The organism is Anaerocolumna sp. MB42-C2, assembly GCF_030913705.1.
Classification (GTDB): Bacteria; Bacillota; Clostridia; order Lachnospirales; family Lachnospiraceae; genus Anaerocolumna.
Genome location: NZ_CP133190.1, coordinates 3198936 through 3216038 on the forward strand (window position 1 = coordinate 3198936; position 17103 = coordinate 3216038).

General features: G+C 35.8%; 21 protein-coding genes. 7 read left to right on the plus strand and 14 right to left on the minus strand.

What is annotated here, in order from left to right; genetic code table 11:
• Position 1: 1 nt before the first annotated feature.
• The 11 genes from RBU59_RS14130 to RBU59_RS14180 form a co-directional block, all read right to left on the minus strand.
• Positions 2-1018, minus strand: coding sequence for a baseplate J/gp47 family protein (locus tag RBU59_RS14130; protein ID WP_308148499.1), 1017 nt, complete (start codon positions 1016-1018; stop codon positions 2-4).
• Positions 1019-1414 carry a DUF2634 domain-containing protein gene (locus RBU59_RS14135; protein WP_308148500.1) on the minus strand — a complete coding sequence of 132 codons (396 nt, stop codon included), beginning with the start codon at positions 1412-1414 and terminating at the stop codon, positions 1019-1021.
• Complete coding sequence (locus RBU59_RS14140; protein WP_308148501.1) at positions 1411-1641, minus strand: DNA helicase; 231 nt, start codon at positions 1639-1641, stop codon at positions 1411-1413. The genes RBU59_RS14135 and RBU59_RS14140 overlap by 4 nt, the downstream gene beginning before the upstream one ends.
• The gene (locus RBU59_RS14145; protein WP_308148502.1) at positions 1625-2578 is read right to left on the minus strand and encodes an XkdQ/YqbQ family protein; all 954 of its coding nucleotides are present in this window, start codon (positions 2576-2578) and stop codon (positions 1625-1627) included. The genes RBU59_RS14140 and RBU59_RS14145 overlap by 17 nt, the downstream gene beginning before the upstream one ends.
• Positions 2575-3336 carry a LysM peptidoglycan-binding domain-containing protein gene (locus RBU59_RS14150; protein ID WP_308148503.1) on the minus strand — a complete coding sequence of 254 codons (762 nt, stop codon included), beginning with the start codon at positions 3334-3336 and terminating at the stop codon, positions 2575-2577. Before RBU59_RS14150 ends, RBU59_RS14145 begins: the two co-directional genes overlap by 4 nt.
• The gene (locus RBU59_RS14155; protein ID WP_308148504.1) at positions 3336-5516 is read right to left on the minus strand and encodes a tape measure protein; all 2181 of its coding nucleotides are present in this window, start codon (positions 5514-5516) and stop codon (positions 3336-3338) included. The genes RBU59_RS14150 and RBU59_RS14155 overlap by 1 nt, the downstream gene beginning before the upstream one ends.
• A 184-nt stretch (positions 5517-5700) precedes the next feature.
• The gene (locus RBU59_RS14160; RefSeq protein ID WP_308148505.1) at positions 5701-6102 is read right to left on the minus strand and encodes a phage tail assembly chaperone; all 402 of its coding nucleotides are present in this window, start codon (positions 6100-6102) and stop codon (positions 5701-5703) included.
• A 177-nt stretch (positions 6103-6279) separates the two neighbouring features.
• Positions 6280-6762: a phage tail tube protein gene (locus RBU59_RS14165; RefSeq protein ID WP_308148506.1), complete on the minus strand. Its 483-nt coding sequence runs from the start codon at positions 6760-6762 to the stop codon at positions 6280-6282.
• Positions 6763-6777: 15 nt separating this feature from the next.
• A complete protein-coding gene (locus tag RBU59_RS14170; RefSeq protein ID WP_308148507.1) occupies positions 6778-7821 on the minus strand; it encodes a phage tail sheath C-terminal domain-containing protein in 1044 nt (347 codons plus the stop codon).
• 12 nt (positions 7822-7833) lie between these two features.
• A complete protein-coding gene (locus RBU59_RS14175; RefSeq protein WP_308148508.1) occupies positions 7834-8235 on the minus strand; it encodes a phage tail terminator family protein in 402 nt (133 codons plus the stop codon).
• 60 nt (positions 8236-8295) lie between these two features.
• Entirely contained in the window at positions 8296-8751 is a 456-nt protein-coding gene (locus tag RBU59_RS14180) for a phage scaffolding protein (protein WP_308148509.1), read from the minus strand.
• Between the two features lie 750 nt (positions 8752-9501).
• Between RBU59_RS14180 and RBU59_RS14185 the strand changes: the two genes are divergently transcribed.
• The 6 genes from RBU59_RS14185 to RBU59_RS14210 all read left to right on the plus strand — a co-directional run bounded on the left by RBU59_RS14185 (position 9502) and on the right by RBU59_RS14210 (position 13675).
• Positions 9502-9828: a helix-turn-helix domain-containing protein gene (locus RBU59_RS14185; RefSeq protein WP_308148510.1), complete on the plus strand. Its 327-nt coding sequence runs from the start codon at positions 9502-9504 to the stop codon at positions 9826-9828.
• A gap of 19 nt (positions 9829-9847) precedes the next feature.
• Positions 9848-10309 carry an ImmA/IrrE family metallo-endopeptidase gene (locus tag RBU59_RS14190; protein WP_308148511.1) on the plus strand — a complete coding sequence of 154 codons (462 nt, stop codon included), beginning with the start codon at positions 9848-9850 and terminating at the stop codon, positions 10307-10309.
• Positions 10310-10370: 61 nt separating this feature from the next.
• On the plus strand, positions 10371-11018 hold the full coding sequence (locus tag RBU59_RS14195) for a hypothetical protein (RefSeq protein WP_308148512.1): 648 nt from the start codon (positions 10371-10373) through the stop codon (positions 11016-11018).
• A gap of 249 nt (positions 11019-11267) precedes the next feature.
• On the plus strand, positions 11268-11984 hold the full coding sequence (locus RBU59_RS14200; protein WP_308148513.1) for an HAD family hydrolase: 717 nt from the start codon (positions 11268-11270) through the stop codon (positions 11982-11984).
• Positions 11985-12159: 175 nt separating this feature from the next.
• The gene (locus RBU59_RS14205) at positions 12160-13446 is read left to right on the plus strand and encodes an MFS transporter (RefSeq protein ID WP_308148514.1); all 1287 of its coding nucleotides are present in this window, start codon (positions 12160-12162) and stop codon (positions 13444-13446) included.
• Between the two features lie 82 nt (positions 13447-13528).
• Positions 13529-13675, plus strand: coding sequence for a hypothetical protein (locus RBU59_RS14210; RefSeq protein ID WP_308148515.1), 147 nt, complete (start codon positions 13529-13531; stop codon positions 13673-13675).
• 194 nt (positions 13676-13869) lie between these two features.
• Here the strand turns inward: RBU59_RS14210 and RBU59_RS14215 are convergent, their stop codons facing one another.
• The 3 genes from RBU59_RS14215 to RBU59_RS14225 form a co-directional block, all read right to left on the minus strand.
• Positions 13870-15381, minus strand: a complete 1512-nt coding sequence (locus RBU59_RS14215) for a DUF4153 domain-containing protein (protein WP_308148516.1) — start codon at positions 15379-15381, stop codon at positions 13870-13872.
• A gap of 228 nt (positions 15382-15609) precedes the next feature.
• Positions 15610-15822: a helix-turn-helix domain-containing protein gene (locus RBU59_RS14220; RefSeq protein WP_308148517.1), complete on the minus strand. Its 213-nt coding sequence runs from the start codon at positions 15820-15822 to the stop codon at positions 15610-15612.
• Positions 15823-15832: 10 nt separating this feature from the next.
• A complete protein-coding gene (locus tag RBU59_RS14225) occupies positions 15833-16312 on the minus strand; it encodes a DUF2975 domain-containing protein (RefSeq protein ID WP_308148518.1) in 480 nt (159 codons plus the stop codon).
• 446 nt (positions 16313-16758) lie between these two features.
• Here RBU59_RS14225 and RBU59_RS14230 point away from each other — a divergent pair, with 446 nt between their 5' ends.
• Positions 16759-16995, plus strand: a complete 237-nt coding sequence (locus RBU59_RS14230; protein WP_308148519.1) for a polya polymerase — start codon at positions 16759-16761, stop codon at positions 16993-16995.
• Positions 16996-17103 lie beyond the last annotated feature (108 nt).

Here is a 17103-nt window from a genome sequence, read left to right on the forward strand (position 1 = left end):
TCTACACCTCCGTTAACACTACATTACCGGCTATGGGCGTTTCCGTTTCTTCAATTGATATATTCGTAACGCCGTTATTAACCAGCAAATCCGAATAATCCGATACTCCCTCGGTTGTCAGCAGGATACTTCCAATTTTTGCGTAGCTAACTACATAAGCTTCAAATATGGTTCCTTTCAGATACTCCGTAAAGGATTTGGTAAAGCTATTTATTACCTCATTAAAATGCCTGGTTCCGTCCGGTTTTATATTAGCCGAAACCGTTATTTCCTTACTGACGGGGCTGGTTACGGTAACGGTTGCACCAATAGGACGAACCGTCTCAATATATTTATAAACCGGTTGTTCCAGTCCGGGATCGATTGCCATGTTGCTGTCAACAATAATGACTTTTACCGTCCCGTTCCCATTCCAGAGAGGATATACCTTGGCATCACCGACTCCCGGTACCTCAAGTGCCCATTTCTTGTAATTATCTGCGTTACCGCTGGTACTTGGGGACTGTATCTGGGTATAAAACCTGGCACGCAGATTCTCATCCGTTTCTTCCTCTTCTCCTGTCTTAAGAATGCCATCTAAAGAAGCCGTTACACCCGATATATTATCAAGGCTCTGAAGGGGTCCCGTATATTGGTTGCCGACTTCCCCAGTTTGTTCGCATTGTGCCACGTAACTGTTCCCGGACAAATCATCCGTAATACTATATGTCGTTTCCCCAAGTCCCCACCGGGAACCAACAGGAACTTCCCCGTTTGTTATTATCTTTCTGATAGCTTTTATTGCAGGTTTTCTTGTTATTCCATAATCTGCTACGATCCGGTCCAGGTAAATTCCCACTGCCGTATCCCCTGATACCAGATCAATAAAATTATTCAGGTTAAAATAATTTTGTGCCAGCTGATAAGCACAAGGTGCCAGCGCATCATAGATAACACTGCCCTCCCGCTTGTCCACGTCATTTGTAACACGACTTAACATATCATCTAAAATAGTCTCATATGTCATTTCTTCAAACACTTAGTAATTCACCTCCCTTGTAATAAGCATTTCTCCAAAGATACTGGTGACATTAAAAGTACAATAAAGTTCATCCCCAGTTTCCGTGAAATTAAAATTATTCACACCGATTATCCGTTCATCCTCCAAAAGACATTCTTTAATCCGGCGCATAAGTTCTATTTTTACATAGGTACGGTCTTTACCTATCAAGCTATTCAGTTCTATCCCATAGTTAAAGCTATAAATGGGGTATTCATATTTTTCTGTATTTAAAATTTTATAAATTGCTTGTCTTAATGCTTCTGCATCTGTAACATATCCCTGAATACTATTTTCAGACAACTGATACGTTCTGCTTTGTTCATCTTCCGTTGATAAGGTTAGAGAAGCAGGTATTCTTAATTCCGGTATCACTTTATCACCTCCAGAATGTAATACTGCTGCCCGCCATGGTTCCTGATTAACCGGACTTTATCTCCTGAGCTTACCGTAAGTTTTAAGTTGCCAATAATCAACTCATCCGGTATGGTTAGCTTATCACTGATTTGAATCCCGTCGGATGTAACTGTTCCAAGAATGATGCTGCATAATTTTGCATTATTTAAATAATTATCAACGATTCGTTTAATTTCCTGTATCATTCATTACCTCCAGACTCATAGTATGGTTTGGCAAAAAGTCATGGGAAACACTTTTTACAATTAATCTGTTATTGTAGTTAATATCCTTTATATAACAGTAAAAAGTTGACCCGGCTCTTATTCTCGTATCTCCCAGGCAATCCAGGCTTATGGTTTCTTTCTCACGGTTATAGAGCTTTAAAAGGTTATCCGCTTTTTCCTTGACCTGGGCAGCATTGTATTTTTTATCAATATCTTCATAATATTGTAATGCTCCATACTTTCCAATAGATGTATCATCTTTGATTAAGGTGACATCTGCTTTTTTTGTTTCTTCATCTTTGGAAACCAGCTTTATCATATTATAGAATTCATCATCAATAGATTTATCGAATTTATAGTCATAACATAAGCTGTAATCTCCCAATATTAAATCCGTATCCAATTCTCTGATTTCCCTTAGGGCAATGCTTCCGAATTCATCCCGCAGTACATACCATTTTCCTTTATTTAATAAAGTATCACTGATCGCAGAATAGATAATATCCAGCCAGGTCTTATCCTCCTGCACCCCGGTAGAAAGTATGTATTTTGTATCTGTTATGTGACCTTTTTGCAGTTTAAAATAATTACACATTTTATTCACTATGGTAGCAACCGTATCACCTTTTAATACAAGGGTATCTTTCGCTTTACAATATCTTAACTGGTCATAAGCAGTTACACTGATTTCATTTCCTTTACTGCGGCTTATCTTAAATACAAAACCCTGGAATATATTTGTTTCATTATAGGTAAACCTGACGTTGCTACCGTTTTTAATATCAAGGTCTTTATTAATATAAGAAAATTCCAGCTTGCTGCATCCGTCGTTTAAGTTATCTTCGTAGGATATTTTTGTTACCAGCTCACTGATTTCATAAAATTTATGATCCACATTTACCAAAAATTGCATCATGGTATCACCAGCTTCTGTCCGGGATAGATAAGGGACGGGTTTTTGATCTTATCTTTATTGGCATTAAATATTTTAGTGTATTTAGAACCATCCCCATAATATTTTTTAGCAATTGCCCATAGGCAGTCACCGGATTGAACCACATAAGTTCCTTTGCTTTTGGGGTTTTTGCCGTCTGAAGTTATTTTTTGGGTTTTACCGGTTTTAGGATTCACATCATCCGGTGTTTTCTTACTAAAATCCCGATATTCCAAAAGCTTAAAGGAAATGTACTTATCTCCCTCTTCTCCGGCCTTTTCCGTTATTGTTAAGTCCTCCATCAATACTTTTGTATTTATGCTGTCATTATATACTCTCTCGTTATCAAATACCCTGCCGGCTATAAATCGAACCGGCACCATTTTCTTCCGCCAATCTGAAAATAAGTTTATATAGAATCCGGATGTTAAAAACTTGGGGTTACTATCCCAATTACCCAATAATATCTGATTTTCTTTCTCTTCTGTATTCACTGAAGCTATTCCACTTGATTTTATTTTCTGGTTACCATCATTCATTTCTACATAACTATATTGTTTAAGAGGAAATTCGCATTCAAAACTATACTGCATTAATTCCATATGAGTAGGAACAGCAATCTGTCCAAGCTTTAAAATCTCATATTTTTGGACAGCCTGCGTAGTTGAAACTTCAATTTCCTCCGGATTGGTCGGCAGCCTGTAGGTGGTATTGCCATCATCAAAAAAAACTGCGTACATTAATATACCCCCTCACTTGCCATTGCAATTTCATTTTGTAAAATTTCACGAATTCGTCCCGCTACTTTATTGGCATCTGCATTTTCATGTACATCTCCAAACTGAACAGATATGTTTGGTGCAAGGGAATTCGTTGCAACATTAGCTATATAATCCCGTTCAGCTATTGATCTTAAATAGCCTAGATCATCATCCGGCATTTCAACATTCATCGAACCGTCAGGGCCGGTTCCTTCCACCGGCATAGGGCTGCTTGGGTTGAATGGCTGGGAGGGATCGGCTGGAAATTTTCCTTCAGGAAGTACTCCATTATCTTTGCCGGAATATGGGGTATAAGAGCCATCTGGTAAGGAACCGAAGCCATTTTTAGCTTTATCAAATATGCTTTTTGCTTTATTCGCTCCATTATCTATACCTTCTCCAACGTCTTTATAATCCTTGTTATCAATAAACTTCTTATAATCTGCTTCTGTCTTTAAATTTTTAGTCTGTTCTATTAATTTATTTTTATAATTGGCAATACCATCACTTATATTGATTTCAACTCCGGGAATTCGATTAATTAAGCTTTCAATACTGTGCACCATACCTTCAACTATATTTAATACTGCTATAGCTAGATCTAAAAATGTTTTCCTGATACCTAGTGTTGCATTATTAAATGCATTACCAAAAAAATTAACAAAGTCAGCCACTAAATTCCATATAAAAACAAATATATTATTAAATACCGTACCAAGACCTCCTATAAGGCCTCCTATAAATCCAAAGATATCTTCAAAAGATACCCCCATATTAATAGCCGCCATAACTGCCAACGCGATTAAACCTATAAATATCAATAACGGTAACGATGCAATCATCCAGGCTACCGCCTGTGCAATAACCGGCGGGACCATAGCCCATAATCCTGCTATCATCTGAATTAAGAGTACAGTTCCTATCACTGCCAGTATAGGACCAATAACACTCCATCCATTAGCAATCAAACCAATCAACCATGAAATTCCATCAACCAGCGTATCAATTCCAATGACCAACCCGTTAATAAACTGACCAAATTCCGGATTACTAATGAATTCTGTTATTTTCTCCATAATTCCGGTAAAAGCCTGCAATCCGGCATCTTGAATCCTAGTCCATATATCTTCAAAAGTCATAGGCGCTTCAGCAAAGCTGTTATTTATTTGATCACTGGCTGCAAACATGGAATTTTTTATAACATCAGCCGTAATTCCACCCTGATCAGCCAATGCTTTTAAGTCATTGCCTGTTTTGCCTGTATAACTCGATATTGCATCTACAATTGCAGGGGCTGTCTGTGCCAGAGAAGTCAAGGAATCACCTTTTAACCCATCACCGGCCATGGAATCCGTAAGCTGATCCATGGAAGCAGAACGTTCCTCATTGCTTCCTCCACCGGCTACAAATGACCTTTGTGCCAATTCTGTAAATGCTATGGTTTCATCATTAGTCTTGAATAAATCCCCAGTGGTAGATTCCAGTTTGGTAACTGATCCGGCCATGTCTGCAAAAGAACCTCGGGAGTTTCCCGCTGCTGCAAATATTTTATTTTGCAGTTCATCCGAAGACTGACCTTTATCAGTGATCAACCCAAGCTTTGTTTTTGTTTTGGCCATGTTATCAACAAATTGCATACCTTTTTGCATATTATCCAAGTTAAAAACAGAACCAAAAAGTTTACCTAAGCCACCACCTGCCGACTCAGCACTATCTTTTGAATCGTCCAACTTGCCATTGAGTTGGTCCACCGCATCACTTGCCTTAAAAAAGTTTTCTGTAGCAATTTTGGTATTATCACTTGCTTTTTCCAATTTATCGCCTGTTTTACCTATTGAACTTGCCGCTCCCTGGATCTTATTCACTATTTTCCCTGTTGCTGCTCCTGCAGTTTGTAACTTATCGGTTATTTTTTCAGTTGATGTCCCAACTTTGGTCATTTTATTTACCATATTATTTAAACCATTTGTTGACTTTTGCATTTTAGCAGCTGCCTTATCTGCGATAAGACTGGCCGTTTTCATATTATCAACTGCTTTTTTAGTGTTACCGGTAACCTTAATCAACTTATCAACAGCTTCATCTGTTTTCTTAATTAATTTATCCAAAGTACTGGAATACATATTAATTGATACAAAAACCGCACTTATATCTGCCATTATCTTCTCCTGCCTCCTTTCGTCTTTAATTTATCAGCCTGCCTTTTCTCCTCCTCAACCCGCACCGAGATGCTGGCGTAGATGAATGCTTTTTCTCTTTGGCTCATGGCATCCAGTACGGAGGGTAGGATATGCAGTTTTTGGAGTGCAAAGTGCGCAAGATTAAACTCTGCATCACCCTGCTTTATTCGTTTTTTGCTTCTTCAATATCCTCGTTAACATCCGTATCAAGACCGCTTAAAGACTGTACTGCCTGGGCTAAGGTTGCATATTCTCCTACAAGAAGCATATTTTTAAGAGTTTCCGTTTCGCCAAGTCCGTATTTATCCTGAAGTTTTACATCAGAAAGATTGGGAAATACTACGGCACTGGCTGTCAGAGCTTGTACATATTCGGTACGGTTAAAGGTTTCTGTACCTTTTTTATCTTTTTTGGTATATTTCTTAATGAGCTGCTCATTTTCTTTTTGGGTAATGGGGCGGATAATAAAGGGAACAGCTTTTCCCTCCTCCATAAAACGGTTAGAAATAACGATCTCCTGATTTTCTACTTGAACCGGGTTTAAAAATGCTTTTAATGAACTCATAATAGTTCTCCTTTCAATTTAGTTATTATTAGGTAATTGCAAACGAAACTTTTCTGAATTTGTATATACCATTCAAATGCCTTTGTATGTTACTGGTCTGATAAGGAACTGTTGATGTCTTAAGCTCCCTATCAGACCTATTAATTTAACCTGCATCTAAACAGTATTAAGGCTTCCTTATCTATATCTATAATTTTCCGGTAATTTAAAGCTGCTTAAACCGGTTATATCATCAAAAGTAAAGTCCGTATCAATGGTAATCGGATCATCAGATTGATCGTCCAGAGTAGTAACCGGTATGGTTTTTAACACTACATTACTCAAGGTGACTTCCTGTTTACCAATGGAAGACTGAGGATCTTCATTTTTTACCGTTATGGTAATATTGCTGAAATCCCCTCCCTTAAGATAATTAAAGGCAACCTGTAACATTTCGGAATTCATAAAATACATGGTCATACTTCCGGTTCCCTCAGCTCCCACTACCTTGTGCTGGGTCATACGGTGTCCTAACATTCTTCTGGCCTGTACGGTTAAATCAATCTGTGCCTTTAAAGTGGATATCTCAAATAACTCTCTGTACTTTCCGTCAATGGTAATAAAGGCGGTTCCCTCTTTTGAAGAAATGGTATCCGCTAATTTCAAATAGTTGTCTGACATATTTTATCTGCCTCCTTAGGATAATTTTACTGTAATGTACATTTTTTCTATGCTGTCAACGGGTTTAATATAACAGTCAATCACTACGGCATCCGAATCGATACCCTGAGAAATGGTGACATCTTCTGCCGTAAAATCCTTAATAGCACCCATTCTCTGAAGTTCATTAAAATATTCAACAATCGTTGCCCTTAACTGGGATCTTCCCTCTTCATTGTTACTTAACTGACCGACAAAGTTGGATTCAAATATTTCCGTAATATCATTATTGATGCCGTAAAGGGTTCTGATCACTCTGTTTTTGGTAAATGGCTTACCTTTTGTATCAGATATGGTAGTCAGGGAATTAATATCATAGACGGCTGTAACATTTTGTGCACTGTCCACCTTGAAAATAAATTCACCCGCTGTAATAGCTGCTTCCATTTCCGCTTTTGTTTTACGGGGTACAATATCAATGGCACTCTGATATTTTTTTCCTGTATTGGATTTGTTAATATTGGCCCCTGCTGTAATCCCTGCTACCCATGCTGTAGTTTTTGCCGGAGTCAGCACTTTACCATCGGATAATTTAACTCCCTGGGTAACATTAATTACTCCTTCATAATCTCCTTTATAGTTAGCAAATACACCCTGGATTCCTTTGCCCTCTGTATCAGTCATAACTTTGATCCAGTTTGCAATCAAAGCTTTATTGGTTTCATAACCTGTCCCGTCATAGGGATATACCAATACGTCAAATTCGACGGTTTTAATCGCTGTTAAGGCAGCTTCAACCGTATCTGCATCATGGTCTTTTCCCAGGTTATATACTTTTACGGTTTGTGCACCTTTTAAAGCCTCCCCTGCCAGAAATGTATCCTCAGCCGTTACCCCCTCCGGATATGTATTATCTCCTACGGTAACCGTATATAAGTCACCGGCTGTTCCTACACTCAACTCCTGTAATAAAAGTACAATCCCTCTGTCCCCCGGTGTGATGGATAAGGGCGCATTGGTTAAAAAATTAATATATGCACCCGGTAATATTTTGTTTTGATTGTTCCATATTCCTGCCATAATAATCCTCCTCTATAAATTAGTGTTTAATTCCTGCTTCTGCATCTTGATAGCAGCTTCTTCTTTCCGCACGGTGTATTGGATCTCGAAAGTAAAATGCAGCACGTTATCAATGGTTTCTGCTCTCTTATTTTTTATCCGGTAATTATTAAGATCAAAGCCGGTAAGCAAAGCCTGTCCGATATTCAGGCAATCCCCTTTCACTGTATCAGATAAATTGCTGTAATAAGTAATATCAAAGTTAATCTGGTTCTTAAAGTTACCCTGAAGCAAACTCGTATAATTCAGACTTTTAACATTGATTAATAATGCCGGTTTCGGGTAATCTGCCGGCAGGTCTTCATCATATACAATTATATCCGGATAAAGTTCTGATAACCTGTTTACAATTGCTTCTTTTATCCTATCAATCATTGTTTGCCTGCCCCCTTCTTTCTATTTAAACTATCTTTTAGATCATTAAATCTTAATCTGTTATAAATAAAATAACCCCTCATACGAACGTTTTATTTCCTCCAATTGCTCTTCAATACCTGCTACGGTACCATCCGGAGTGATAGTCAGTTTGGATTTGTCAAACTTACCGATTAATAGATCTGCATACTTTACCTGAGTCAGTTTTGAACGAATCGCAAGCTGAATTAAGATATCCTTTATGATAGCTTCCTGTTCTGCTCGAATGGCTGCATTGGTATTCCATAAGTCTTTCATGATTATCTCAAGTTCTGTATTGGTAAATTTACTGGTATTTAATTCAGCAATTTGAATTTCTAAAATAGCCAGCTTCTTTTCCAACTCTTTCTTAACCGTATTAATTTGATCGAATCTGGACTTTGGAATAAATCCTTTTAACTCTTCCTTTAAAATGTCCATTGCTTTTTGAGCCATCTCTTCCGTAAAACCCAGTTTTATGAATTGTTCTTTATTCATATAAACTCCCATCTGTGCGTCTTGCACACGTATAACTAAGGATGTCAAAACTTTTTTTCAACTTATCCTCACTTTCAAATACATTTTTTACATGGTTTTGTCCAAGTTATTTGTCTTTATAGTTAACGTCAGAAATACCAAAATGACGATTTATATTTATTACATTATCTTAACGTTATACCGTAAGCTTAATGTAACCGATGTTTTTACAGTCTATTGCCCACCCCTTAAATTTCATTGACCGTTTATCCCCTATGCCAGATAATGGCATTATCACTTGTTCTTACCTTTTACGTAAGTATCGAAGTAAAAAAAAATTAGTCTCTGCTTAAATTTCAAATCAAATATCATTATATATTTAAGCTCAACACCAAATTCTTGCACATAATACATGTGTCTTCAATCTTTTTTGCATATCTGTTTTACTTACAAATAATTATAAATCGAATAGTAATTTTGATTTCTTACGTATCGTGTAAGTCAATAATAACACCGTCTTGTAAATTTGTCAATACGTATTACGTAAGTTTTTTAAATTATTTTTTAAAATATTGCATTTCGCGAAAGTTAGTGTTATATTTTACTTATGTAAATGTAGTTATAAGCACTCAAGCTATGAGTCAAACATATTGGTCATGGGGTCTGGATTATGTGTTTACTAGGCTTTCATTCTATAATATTATTTTAAATGAGCAGGTTCATAGGTTATCCGGATAAAACCTAAATAAATAGAAACAGGAGCTGGTGATTATGTCGGTATTACAAGAGCGGATAAAGGAGAGAAGATTAACATTAGGAATGACTTTACTGGAAGTAGCTAACCAATTGGGCGTAAAGGAAGCAACGATGCAACGCTATGAAAGCGGAGAAATAAAAAATGTGAAACATGAAACCATAACAAAATTAGCAGAAGTCTTTCAATGCTCCCCCTCCTATCTTATGGGATGGGAAGAAATCCAGCCTGTACCCACCATTGCAGCTCACAAAGAGGATAACGAAAACTGGACGGCTGAGGAGCTTTCCAAAATAGAAGAATATAAACAGCTGCTACTGGCAGCAAGAAATAATAAACATTAAGTTAAAAGGGGAGATGTAAATGACATACGAAGACTTACAGAAGCAGCACGATAATCTGTTTGTTAAAGAGATGGATTTATATGAAGTTGAGGGACTAAAAGGGTTATATATCGACGGTTGTATTGCAATCGATAAGCATTTATCAGCAAAAGAAAAAAGTTGTGTCCTGGCGGAAGAAATCGGACACCATTTAACCTCAGCCGGCAATATTTTAGATCAAACAATTGAAAATAATAGAAAACAGGAATACCGGGCCCGTTTGGTCTCTTATGATATTCAGGTTGGCCTAGAGGGAATTATTAAGTGTTATGAAGCAGGCTGTACCAGTTTATATACCATGGCCGAATTTCTGGATATTACGGAAGATTATTTAAAAGATGCTTTGGATGCATATAAAAACAAATACGGAACTTTCGTGGAATATAAGAATTATATCATCTATTTTACTCCCTGTCTCGGAGTATTGAAACGGTTGGAATAACGAATATATTCTGAATAAATCATAATATAAATCTGCTTAGGCGGACAGATAAGGAGTTCCTATGAAGATATTAATCGCACAGCCGGTACATGAAAATGGAATCTCACAACTTGAAGCTGAAATAAAAAGAAATCCGGATATTGATTTGCTGCTCTTCCCGGAGGGTTACTTATGCAATGAAGATGAACTGGTCGAAACCCGTACCCTGGCAAAAAAGAATAATAAACAAATCATTACATCATATAGAAAAGCGAATAAAGACCGTGCAGTTATCATTGATCACAAAGGTAATATAATATTAGACAGAGCCAAAACACCCCCCGATGAAAAGATAGAATTAATTACCCCGTTATCGGTTCTCTGTGATAGTATTGAAATCGGCTACCTGCTTTGTATGGAAATTCTTAAAGGAGCCCGGGATCTAAAAAAAGTTAACAAAGTACTAGACTTGATAGTTCATCCTATAGGCGTTGGTATGTTCAGCGAAGAACAATTTGATCTGTGGATAGAGGAAGCCAAAACTATAGCCAGGACCTATAAGACAATTATTATGGGGACAAGCCATGCAGATGGCTCCTATCAGAATTGCGGCATATCCATCCCAATCTCTTATTGTATTGACTCTGACGGTGAACCTGTTTATATTGCAAAATCTGATACCAGGACAAGAATTCTTGATCTTGTCGCAAAAAAGGTACAGATTATCTAGATTTGATTATCCTTCGATACTGTCATTCATTTGCCTTAAGCTAAATAAATTACACTTATATTTTATAACTTATATTATTGTATTGTAGTTTAAGAATATTGAAATAGGTTGATTTATGCCAGTTGTTTTGATAATATGAGAAGAAATAATATTTTATACCATAATATGGTGATTCAATGATTATATAACCGGGTGATATACCATGTAGATTTAACAATTACTAATATATGAATCGAAGGGGACGAAATAATGAATACTTTTATATTTGATTTAGATGGCACATTATTACCCATGCCAAGCCAGGAACTATTTTTAGATGCTTATTTTAAGGCACTGTCAGGGAAATTGATTCCTTACGGCATAGATATTAAAAAACTGGTAAAAGCTGTTTGGACCGGAACAAATGCAATGATTCAGAATGATGGAACCATGACAAATGACCAGCGTTTCTGGAATACTTTCAGTGAATTATTAGGGGAAGAGATAAGACAACTGGAACCTGTATTTGAGGAGTTTTACAAGAATGAGTTTAACAGCGCTAAAATCACTACCGGAACAAACCCGATTGCCAAGGATTGTATTCAGCTCTTAAAAAAGAAAGGATACACTGTTGTACTTGCAACCAATCCAATTTTTCCGCAGATCGCAACTTATTCCCGTATTGGCTGGGCAGGTCTTGACGTAAAAGATTTTGCACACATAACCACGTATGAGAATTCTAAATTCTGCAAGCCGAACTTGAATTATTATAAGGAAATACTTACGATTATTGATAAATCACCGAAAGAATGTATTATGGTAGGCAACGATGTAAAAGAGGATATGTGCGCTGCTAATCTTGGTATGGATACTTTCCTGCTTAAAGATTGTTTAATCTGTACCGATAAGGAGGATATCTCCCAGTTTAAACAGGGCGGTTTTGAGGATTTACTGGAACTGATTAAGGGCGTACCTGCCTTACGGTAACCCATTATAAAAAGAGGAGATTTATATGTTATGTCATTTAGTGATAGATTTGAATGCTTTTCTCTGTGCAAGGTCTAATGAAAGGACGAAACCTGTACAGAGTATTAAATAAATTATCGTCCTCATTGGGTTTTGCACTTTTTAGTTAATCTAATAACTTTAAAGGAGAAAACCAATGAAAGATAAAAACATAAATTCATATACCATTTTTTGGCTCAGTGGTGCCCTATCCCAACTAGGAAGTTCCATGACAGGTTATGCCCTGATCATATGGGCGTATAAACAGACGAATTCTGCTGTTTCGGTATCATTAATGTCATTTTTTTCGTATTTACCATATGTCACCGTAAGTATATTTGCAGGAGCTTTTATAGATAACCATAAGAAAAAATCGATTATGGTAATATCAGATTTCATAGCTGCCATCTGTTCCCTGGTTGTTTTGGTACTTGCAGTTTTGAATCGTCTTGAAATATGGCACATTTACCTTGTAAACAGTGTGATTGGAACTATGAATTCCATTGAATCACCTGCTCAGGCAATTGCGGTTGGAATGATAGTTCCAAAGGAAAAATACGTTAAGGTCAGCGGCATGAATTCTTTTTCAGATTCCCTGCTTACGGTATTTACCCCTGTATTTGCTGCATTTATTTATTCTTTTTTGGGATTAATTGGAATCATATTCATCGATTTGCTTACGTTTCTAATTGCATTTGTCACCTTAATGCTGTTGATACCGTTACCCGAAGAACTGGGAAAATCAAAAGATAAACATTCTAATATTATACTGGATTGTAAAGAGGGTCTGTTATTTCTTATTAATCACAAAGGGATATGGTATATCATTATAAGTATGGCTTTTTTAAACTTTTTCTCACGTCTGACCTATGAAAATATTTTAACTCCTATGATTCTGGCCAGAAGCGGCGGTGATGAAAAAGTACTTGGATTTGTTAACGGGATATTAGGCACCGGCGGAATAATCGGAGGACTTATTATTACTTTTAAGAAATTTCATTGGGATAATATAAAACTGATTTATTATTCAGCTGCCCTTTCCTTTCTTTTCGGTGACTTATTAATGGGTTTAGGGCAGAATGTATTCGTCTGGTGTATTGCAGCCTTTGCAGCTAGTGTACCCATTTCATTCATCAGTGCAGGGCAGAGTCTTATTATGTATCATACCATTCCGAAAGAAATACAGGGACGCGTATTTGCTGCTAAGAACGCAATCCAATATTGCACCATACCGATTGGGATTTTATTGGGAGGTTATCTGGCCGATTATGTATTCGAACCATTTATGCATTCTGATCATAAACTTGTTTTATTATTACATAAATTAGTAGGTTATGGGCAGGGAAGCGGAATGGCGGTTATGTTTTTAATCACCGGTGTTTCCGGTTTTATTACAAGCATACTTATGTACCGTAATAGAGAAATAAGAAAAATATTTATTTAAGGAACTATTAAACAACCCTTTATCTTCTAAAGTAACAAAACTTGATATACCTTGTTATTTTGTTATGGGCAAATACGATTATATGACTTCAAATAAAGCGGCTAAAAATTATTTTGATCTTATTCAGGCTGATAAAAAAGAATTTGTTCCTTTTGAACAATCCGCCCATTATCCCCAGCTTGAAGAGAAAGATAAATTTTATAAGTGGATGTGTGCTACCTTTAAATAATAACGGTTTGACACAGTTAAAGAAAGCCGGAGAAATCATCCTAAGATCATCTCCGGTTTTTCAGGTTTTCCTTGTGTTTATCCAGGCATTGGCCTTGATAATTTTTAATCTATTAATTAAATTTTTATATATATTCGAATATCAATTTATTTTTTCAATCAATTTCATTCAGTTTCCTTTCATCAAGTTTCAATCTACTCTTGATTTTTCTCCAATAATAACTTTACTCGAAAGGATGAAAGGTTATAGGTATAACCCGGATTGTTATGATAGAAATCTATTAGCCAATCCAATCTATCATTTATATCTATTTTTTCTTTCAGTACATAAACCAATGCATCGTCCGATAAATTGCAAAGTGCATCCACATCAAGTTCCTTAAGATAACCTGCCTGATACATCTTTATATTATATCTTGCAATATTACCGTCTACATTAGAAAAGCACAGTACACCAAACAGAAATACGAAAACTAACACCGCATATTTTGCAAAGTTAAAATTTGCCCGAAACTGTTTCATTATAATCAGCACATTCACAATTGCCAGAAGCAGCATAAACCATGATGTATATACTCTTAACTGAGTAAGTCCGTAATTACTAATATACAATATCATCTTACTAAGAGCCGTCGTTAAAAGTAAAATAGTAAATACTGATATAAGTACGTTGTAAACTTTAAGCAGCACAGGTTTATTTTCACCGCTCTGTTTCGAAAGGAAATTAATAAATATAAGTATCATAAGATTAATAACAGCTGTAAAACATAATTCAAAAAAACCTCTTCTCGCATATTCTGCATAACTATAGGCCTCCGGTAAAATTCCTGTGAAAGCGGATATAAAATACCGTATCTGTAAAATAAAAAACAGGATATATAAAATACAGACAGGCGTTACGGCCGAATACATAACCAGGTTTGGGAATATTTTAATGCTTTCCAGTTTATGAGCCGTTTGTTCTTCGGTAAGAACATTTGCTTTGACTTTATTCACATTGGAATAAAGCATTCCAAAGAGATACAAAGCAACCGGTATACCCATGGTAAACTGAACAATTGTTATAAAACTGTACTGAAAGACATTACCAAATACCGCATTTAATACCGCCTCAACTCCGCTGTCAGCACTTATTAATAACAATGCGACCACCATAGTTAAGGGAATCGTCACCACAAGTCCTAATAACACAAGCTTTATAGTATTACCGGCTTTTGATCTGCTTGTTGAGGATACTATCACCTGCAATGTCTTTCCAAAGCTTAAGAAAGGCATTACCATAACAGCTTTTAACATATCAAAGAAGAAAAATCGTTCAATATCCTTATTTTCTTTGCATACGGCATAAACCCAATAGCTTCCCAGCATTAATAAAAATACTATATCTAGAGATTTAATAAAGCTGTTTGCAGTAATGGAAAAAACTAAACTGAATATCATTATTAATCCAAATATTATTTTATGAATATTATAAAACTTATAATTGTTCTTTTTAAGATAATACAAGCAGACAAATGCCGTTCCTATAAAAAATATAGTTGTAAATATCCCGGTAACATTCCATAATACAAAACGCATAAAACAAAAACCGATTGCAAACATTAGATACGCATAAATACATTCCAGTCTGCTAAAAGATACCTTTTCCTTTGTATTTGATATACCCTGTATAATACCACAATCCAGAGCTTTTTGATTTTCTTCCATTTTTCTATCCTTTCCTGCACACGTTTGTGCGCACCTCATATTTGTGCCGAGAATCAGGCTGACACAAATTTCTGATGTTGAAAATAAAACTTCTTTCAACGCTCCAGTCATAATGCCGCTTAGGCGGCATCTCAAATAACAGAGGAAGTAGTCTGGAATGAGCATCCTCCGTGCTCATTTCGGAGTTCTTCCAGTGTGAAGATATTTTTCTTTGCACTTCTTCCTCTATCAGCTTTCTTCCTCTTTCCACTCAAGAATATCTCCCGGCTGACACTTAAGGGCATTACAAATTTTATCCAAAGTATCCAGCTTTATGGCTTTCGCTTTCCCATTTTTTAATATGGAGATATTAGCCATTGTAATTCCCACCTTTTCCGATAATTCCGTTACACTCATTTTTCTTTTTGCTAGCATTACATCGATGTTAATTATTATCGCCATATCATTCACCTCAGATCGTAAGTTCATTCTCTTTTTTCAACTCATATGCTTTTAAGATGAGTCTGGAAAGCGCAGCTGCCAGAACAGTAATTATAATCCCTATAAAAATAACACCAATCATAAGGAACATTACACCTGGGTTCAACCATTTATTTATCCCCAGATAAACCATTCCCAGGAAGCAGATAGCAGATATTACAACTCCTAATTTACTAATTATGACAAAGGATCTTGAATTCTCAAGGGAGAACGAATTATCCTTACCAATCTGTATACAAACTTTCCAGAACTGGTATAGAATTGCATAACTTAAGGCCCCAATTACCCATACATAGATTAGACCTGGCCAGAATAAAAAGGCCACTTCCGGATATTGCTTCCTGCTCTCAACTGCAAGCTCTGGAATAAGCAGTCCAAAGAAAATAAGACCCATAACCGTAATACCAATACAGATTCCTTTTAACCAATTTGTCATCTCCTGCTGTTTCATAACAATATCTCCTTTATTTTACATAAATGAATTCTTTTATTTCTTAAATTTAAATATATTATACAATAGGATAGTTAATTACGCAATATATTTTTATCGTTATACGATATATTTTTATCATCATACCCAAAATTCACTTTTATACTGCAGTCAATAGTAATGCAAGATGCCACTTTGTAAATTCAGATTCAATATTTGTAACTGAAAATTGAATATTTGTAAACGAAACGCCATTTTCTAACCGAAATGCAGTTGATTTTTAGCTTTTATTGAATTACAATTTGAGTTCCTTTTTATTTTAAAAATATTAACAACGGCTTGCTATATCGGATATATCTAGTGTATAATTATATTGTAAATAATTAATCCAATCTAATAATTTTGACTGTATTTAAAAGGGGTTTAAGAATTTTTGAAGAATTCTAGATCGGAAGGAGAATATCAAGATGAAAGTGATGAATATTACTAATGTGAATGGTTTATTTAAGATTATTGATTCATGCTCCGGTAAAGTTGAATTGGTTACAAACGAAGGAGACCGTTTAAATTTAAAGTCAAAGCTGTCGCAATATGTTGCATTGGCCAATGTTTTTACAGAAGGTAAAATCGATGAGATCGAACTTATTGCATACGAACCGGAAGATATTAAAAAATTACTTGCTTTTATGTATAACGGCGAATAAACATTTTTAAGGACATAAAGACTTTTTCCTATAATATGCACAGCCTTTTATCGTAAGTATAAAAAAATTTTTAACACGTTATATATCAGATAACCTAATAACTTTTCA

Coding starts and splice junctions, on each gene's coding strand:
- RBU59_RS14145 (WP_308148502.1), bottom strand. CDS start 2,578: ATGATGCAATTTTTGGTAAATGTGGATCATAAATTTTATGAAATCAGT.
- RBU59_RS14140 (WP_308148501.1), bottom strand. CDS start 1,641: ATGATACAGGAAATTAAACGAATCGTTGATAATTATTTAAATAATGCA.
- RBU59_RS14195 (WP_308148512.1), top strand. CDS start 10,371: ATGAAGATATTAATCGCACAGCCGGTACATGAAAATGGAATCTCACAA.
- RBU59_RS14180 (WP_308148509.1), bottom strand. CDS start 8,751: ATGAATAAAGAACAATTCATAAAACTGGGTTTTACGGAAGAGATGGCT.
- RBU59_RS14210 (WP_308148515.1), top strand. CDS start 13,529: ATGACTTCAAATAAAGCGGCTAAAAATTATTTTGATCTTATTCAGGCT.
- RBU59_RS14215 (WP_308148516.1), bottom strand. CDS start 15,381: ATGGAAGAAAATCAAAAAGCTCTGGATTGTGGTATTATACAGGGTATA.
- RBU59_RS14155 (WP_308148504.1), bottom strand. CDS start 5,516: ATGGCAGATATAAGTGCGGTTTTTGTATCAATTAATATGTATTCCAGT.
- RBU59_RS14220 (WP_308148517.1), bottom strand. CDS start 15,822: ATGGCGATAATAATTAACATCGATGTAATGCTAGCAAAAAGAAAAATG.
- RBU59_RS14205 (WP_308148514.1), top strand. CDS start 12,160: ATGAAAGATAAAAACATAAATTCATATACCATTTTTTGGCTCAGTGGT.
- RBU59_RS14185 (WP_308148510.1), top strand. CDS start 9,502: ATGTCGGTATTACAAGAGCGGATAAAGGAGAGAAGATTAACATTAGGA.
- RBU59_RS14150 (WP_308148503.1), bottom strand. CDS start 3,336: ATGTACGCAGTTTTTTTTGATGATGGCAATACCACCTACAGGCTGCCG.
- RBU59_RS14230 (WP_308148519.1), top strand. CDS start 16,759: ATGAAAGTGATGAATATTACTAATGTGAATGGTTTATTTAAGATTATT.
- RBU59_RS14190 (WP_308148511.1), top strand. CDS start 9,848: ATGACATACGAAGACTTACAGAAGCAGCACGATAATCTGTTTGTTAAA.
- RBU59_RS14170 (WP_308148507.1), bottom strand. CDS start 7,821: ATGGCAGGAATATGGAACAATCAAAACAAAATATTACCGGGTGCATAT.
- RBU59_RS14175 (WP_308148508.1), bottom strand. CDS start 8,235: ATGATTGATAGGATAAAAGAAGCAATTGTAAACAGGTTATCAGAACTT.
- RBU59_RS14200 (WP_308148513.1), top strand. CDS start 11,268: ATGAATACTTTTATATTTGATTTAGATGGCACATTATTACCCATGCCA.
- RBU59_RS14225 (WP_308148518.1), bottom strand. CDS start 16,312: ATGAAACAGCAGGAGATGACAAATTGGTTAAAAGGAATCTGTATTGGT.
- RBU59_RS14160 (WP_308148505.1), bottom strand. CDS start 6,102: ATGAGTTCATTAAAAGCATTTTTAAACCCGGTTCAAGTAGAAAATCAG.
- RBU59_RS14165 (WP_308148506.1), bottom strand. CDS start 6,762: ATGTCAGACAACTATTTGAAATTAGCGGATACCATTTCTTCAAAAGAG.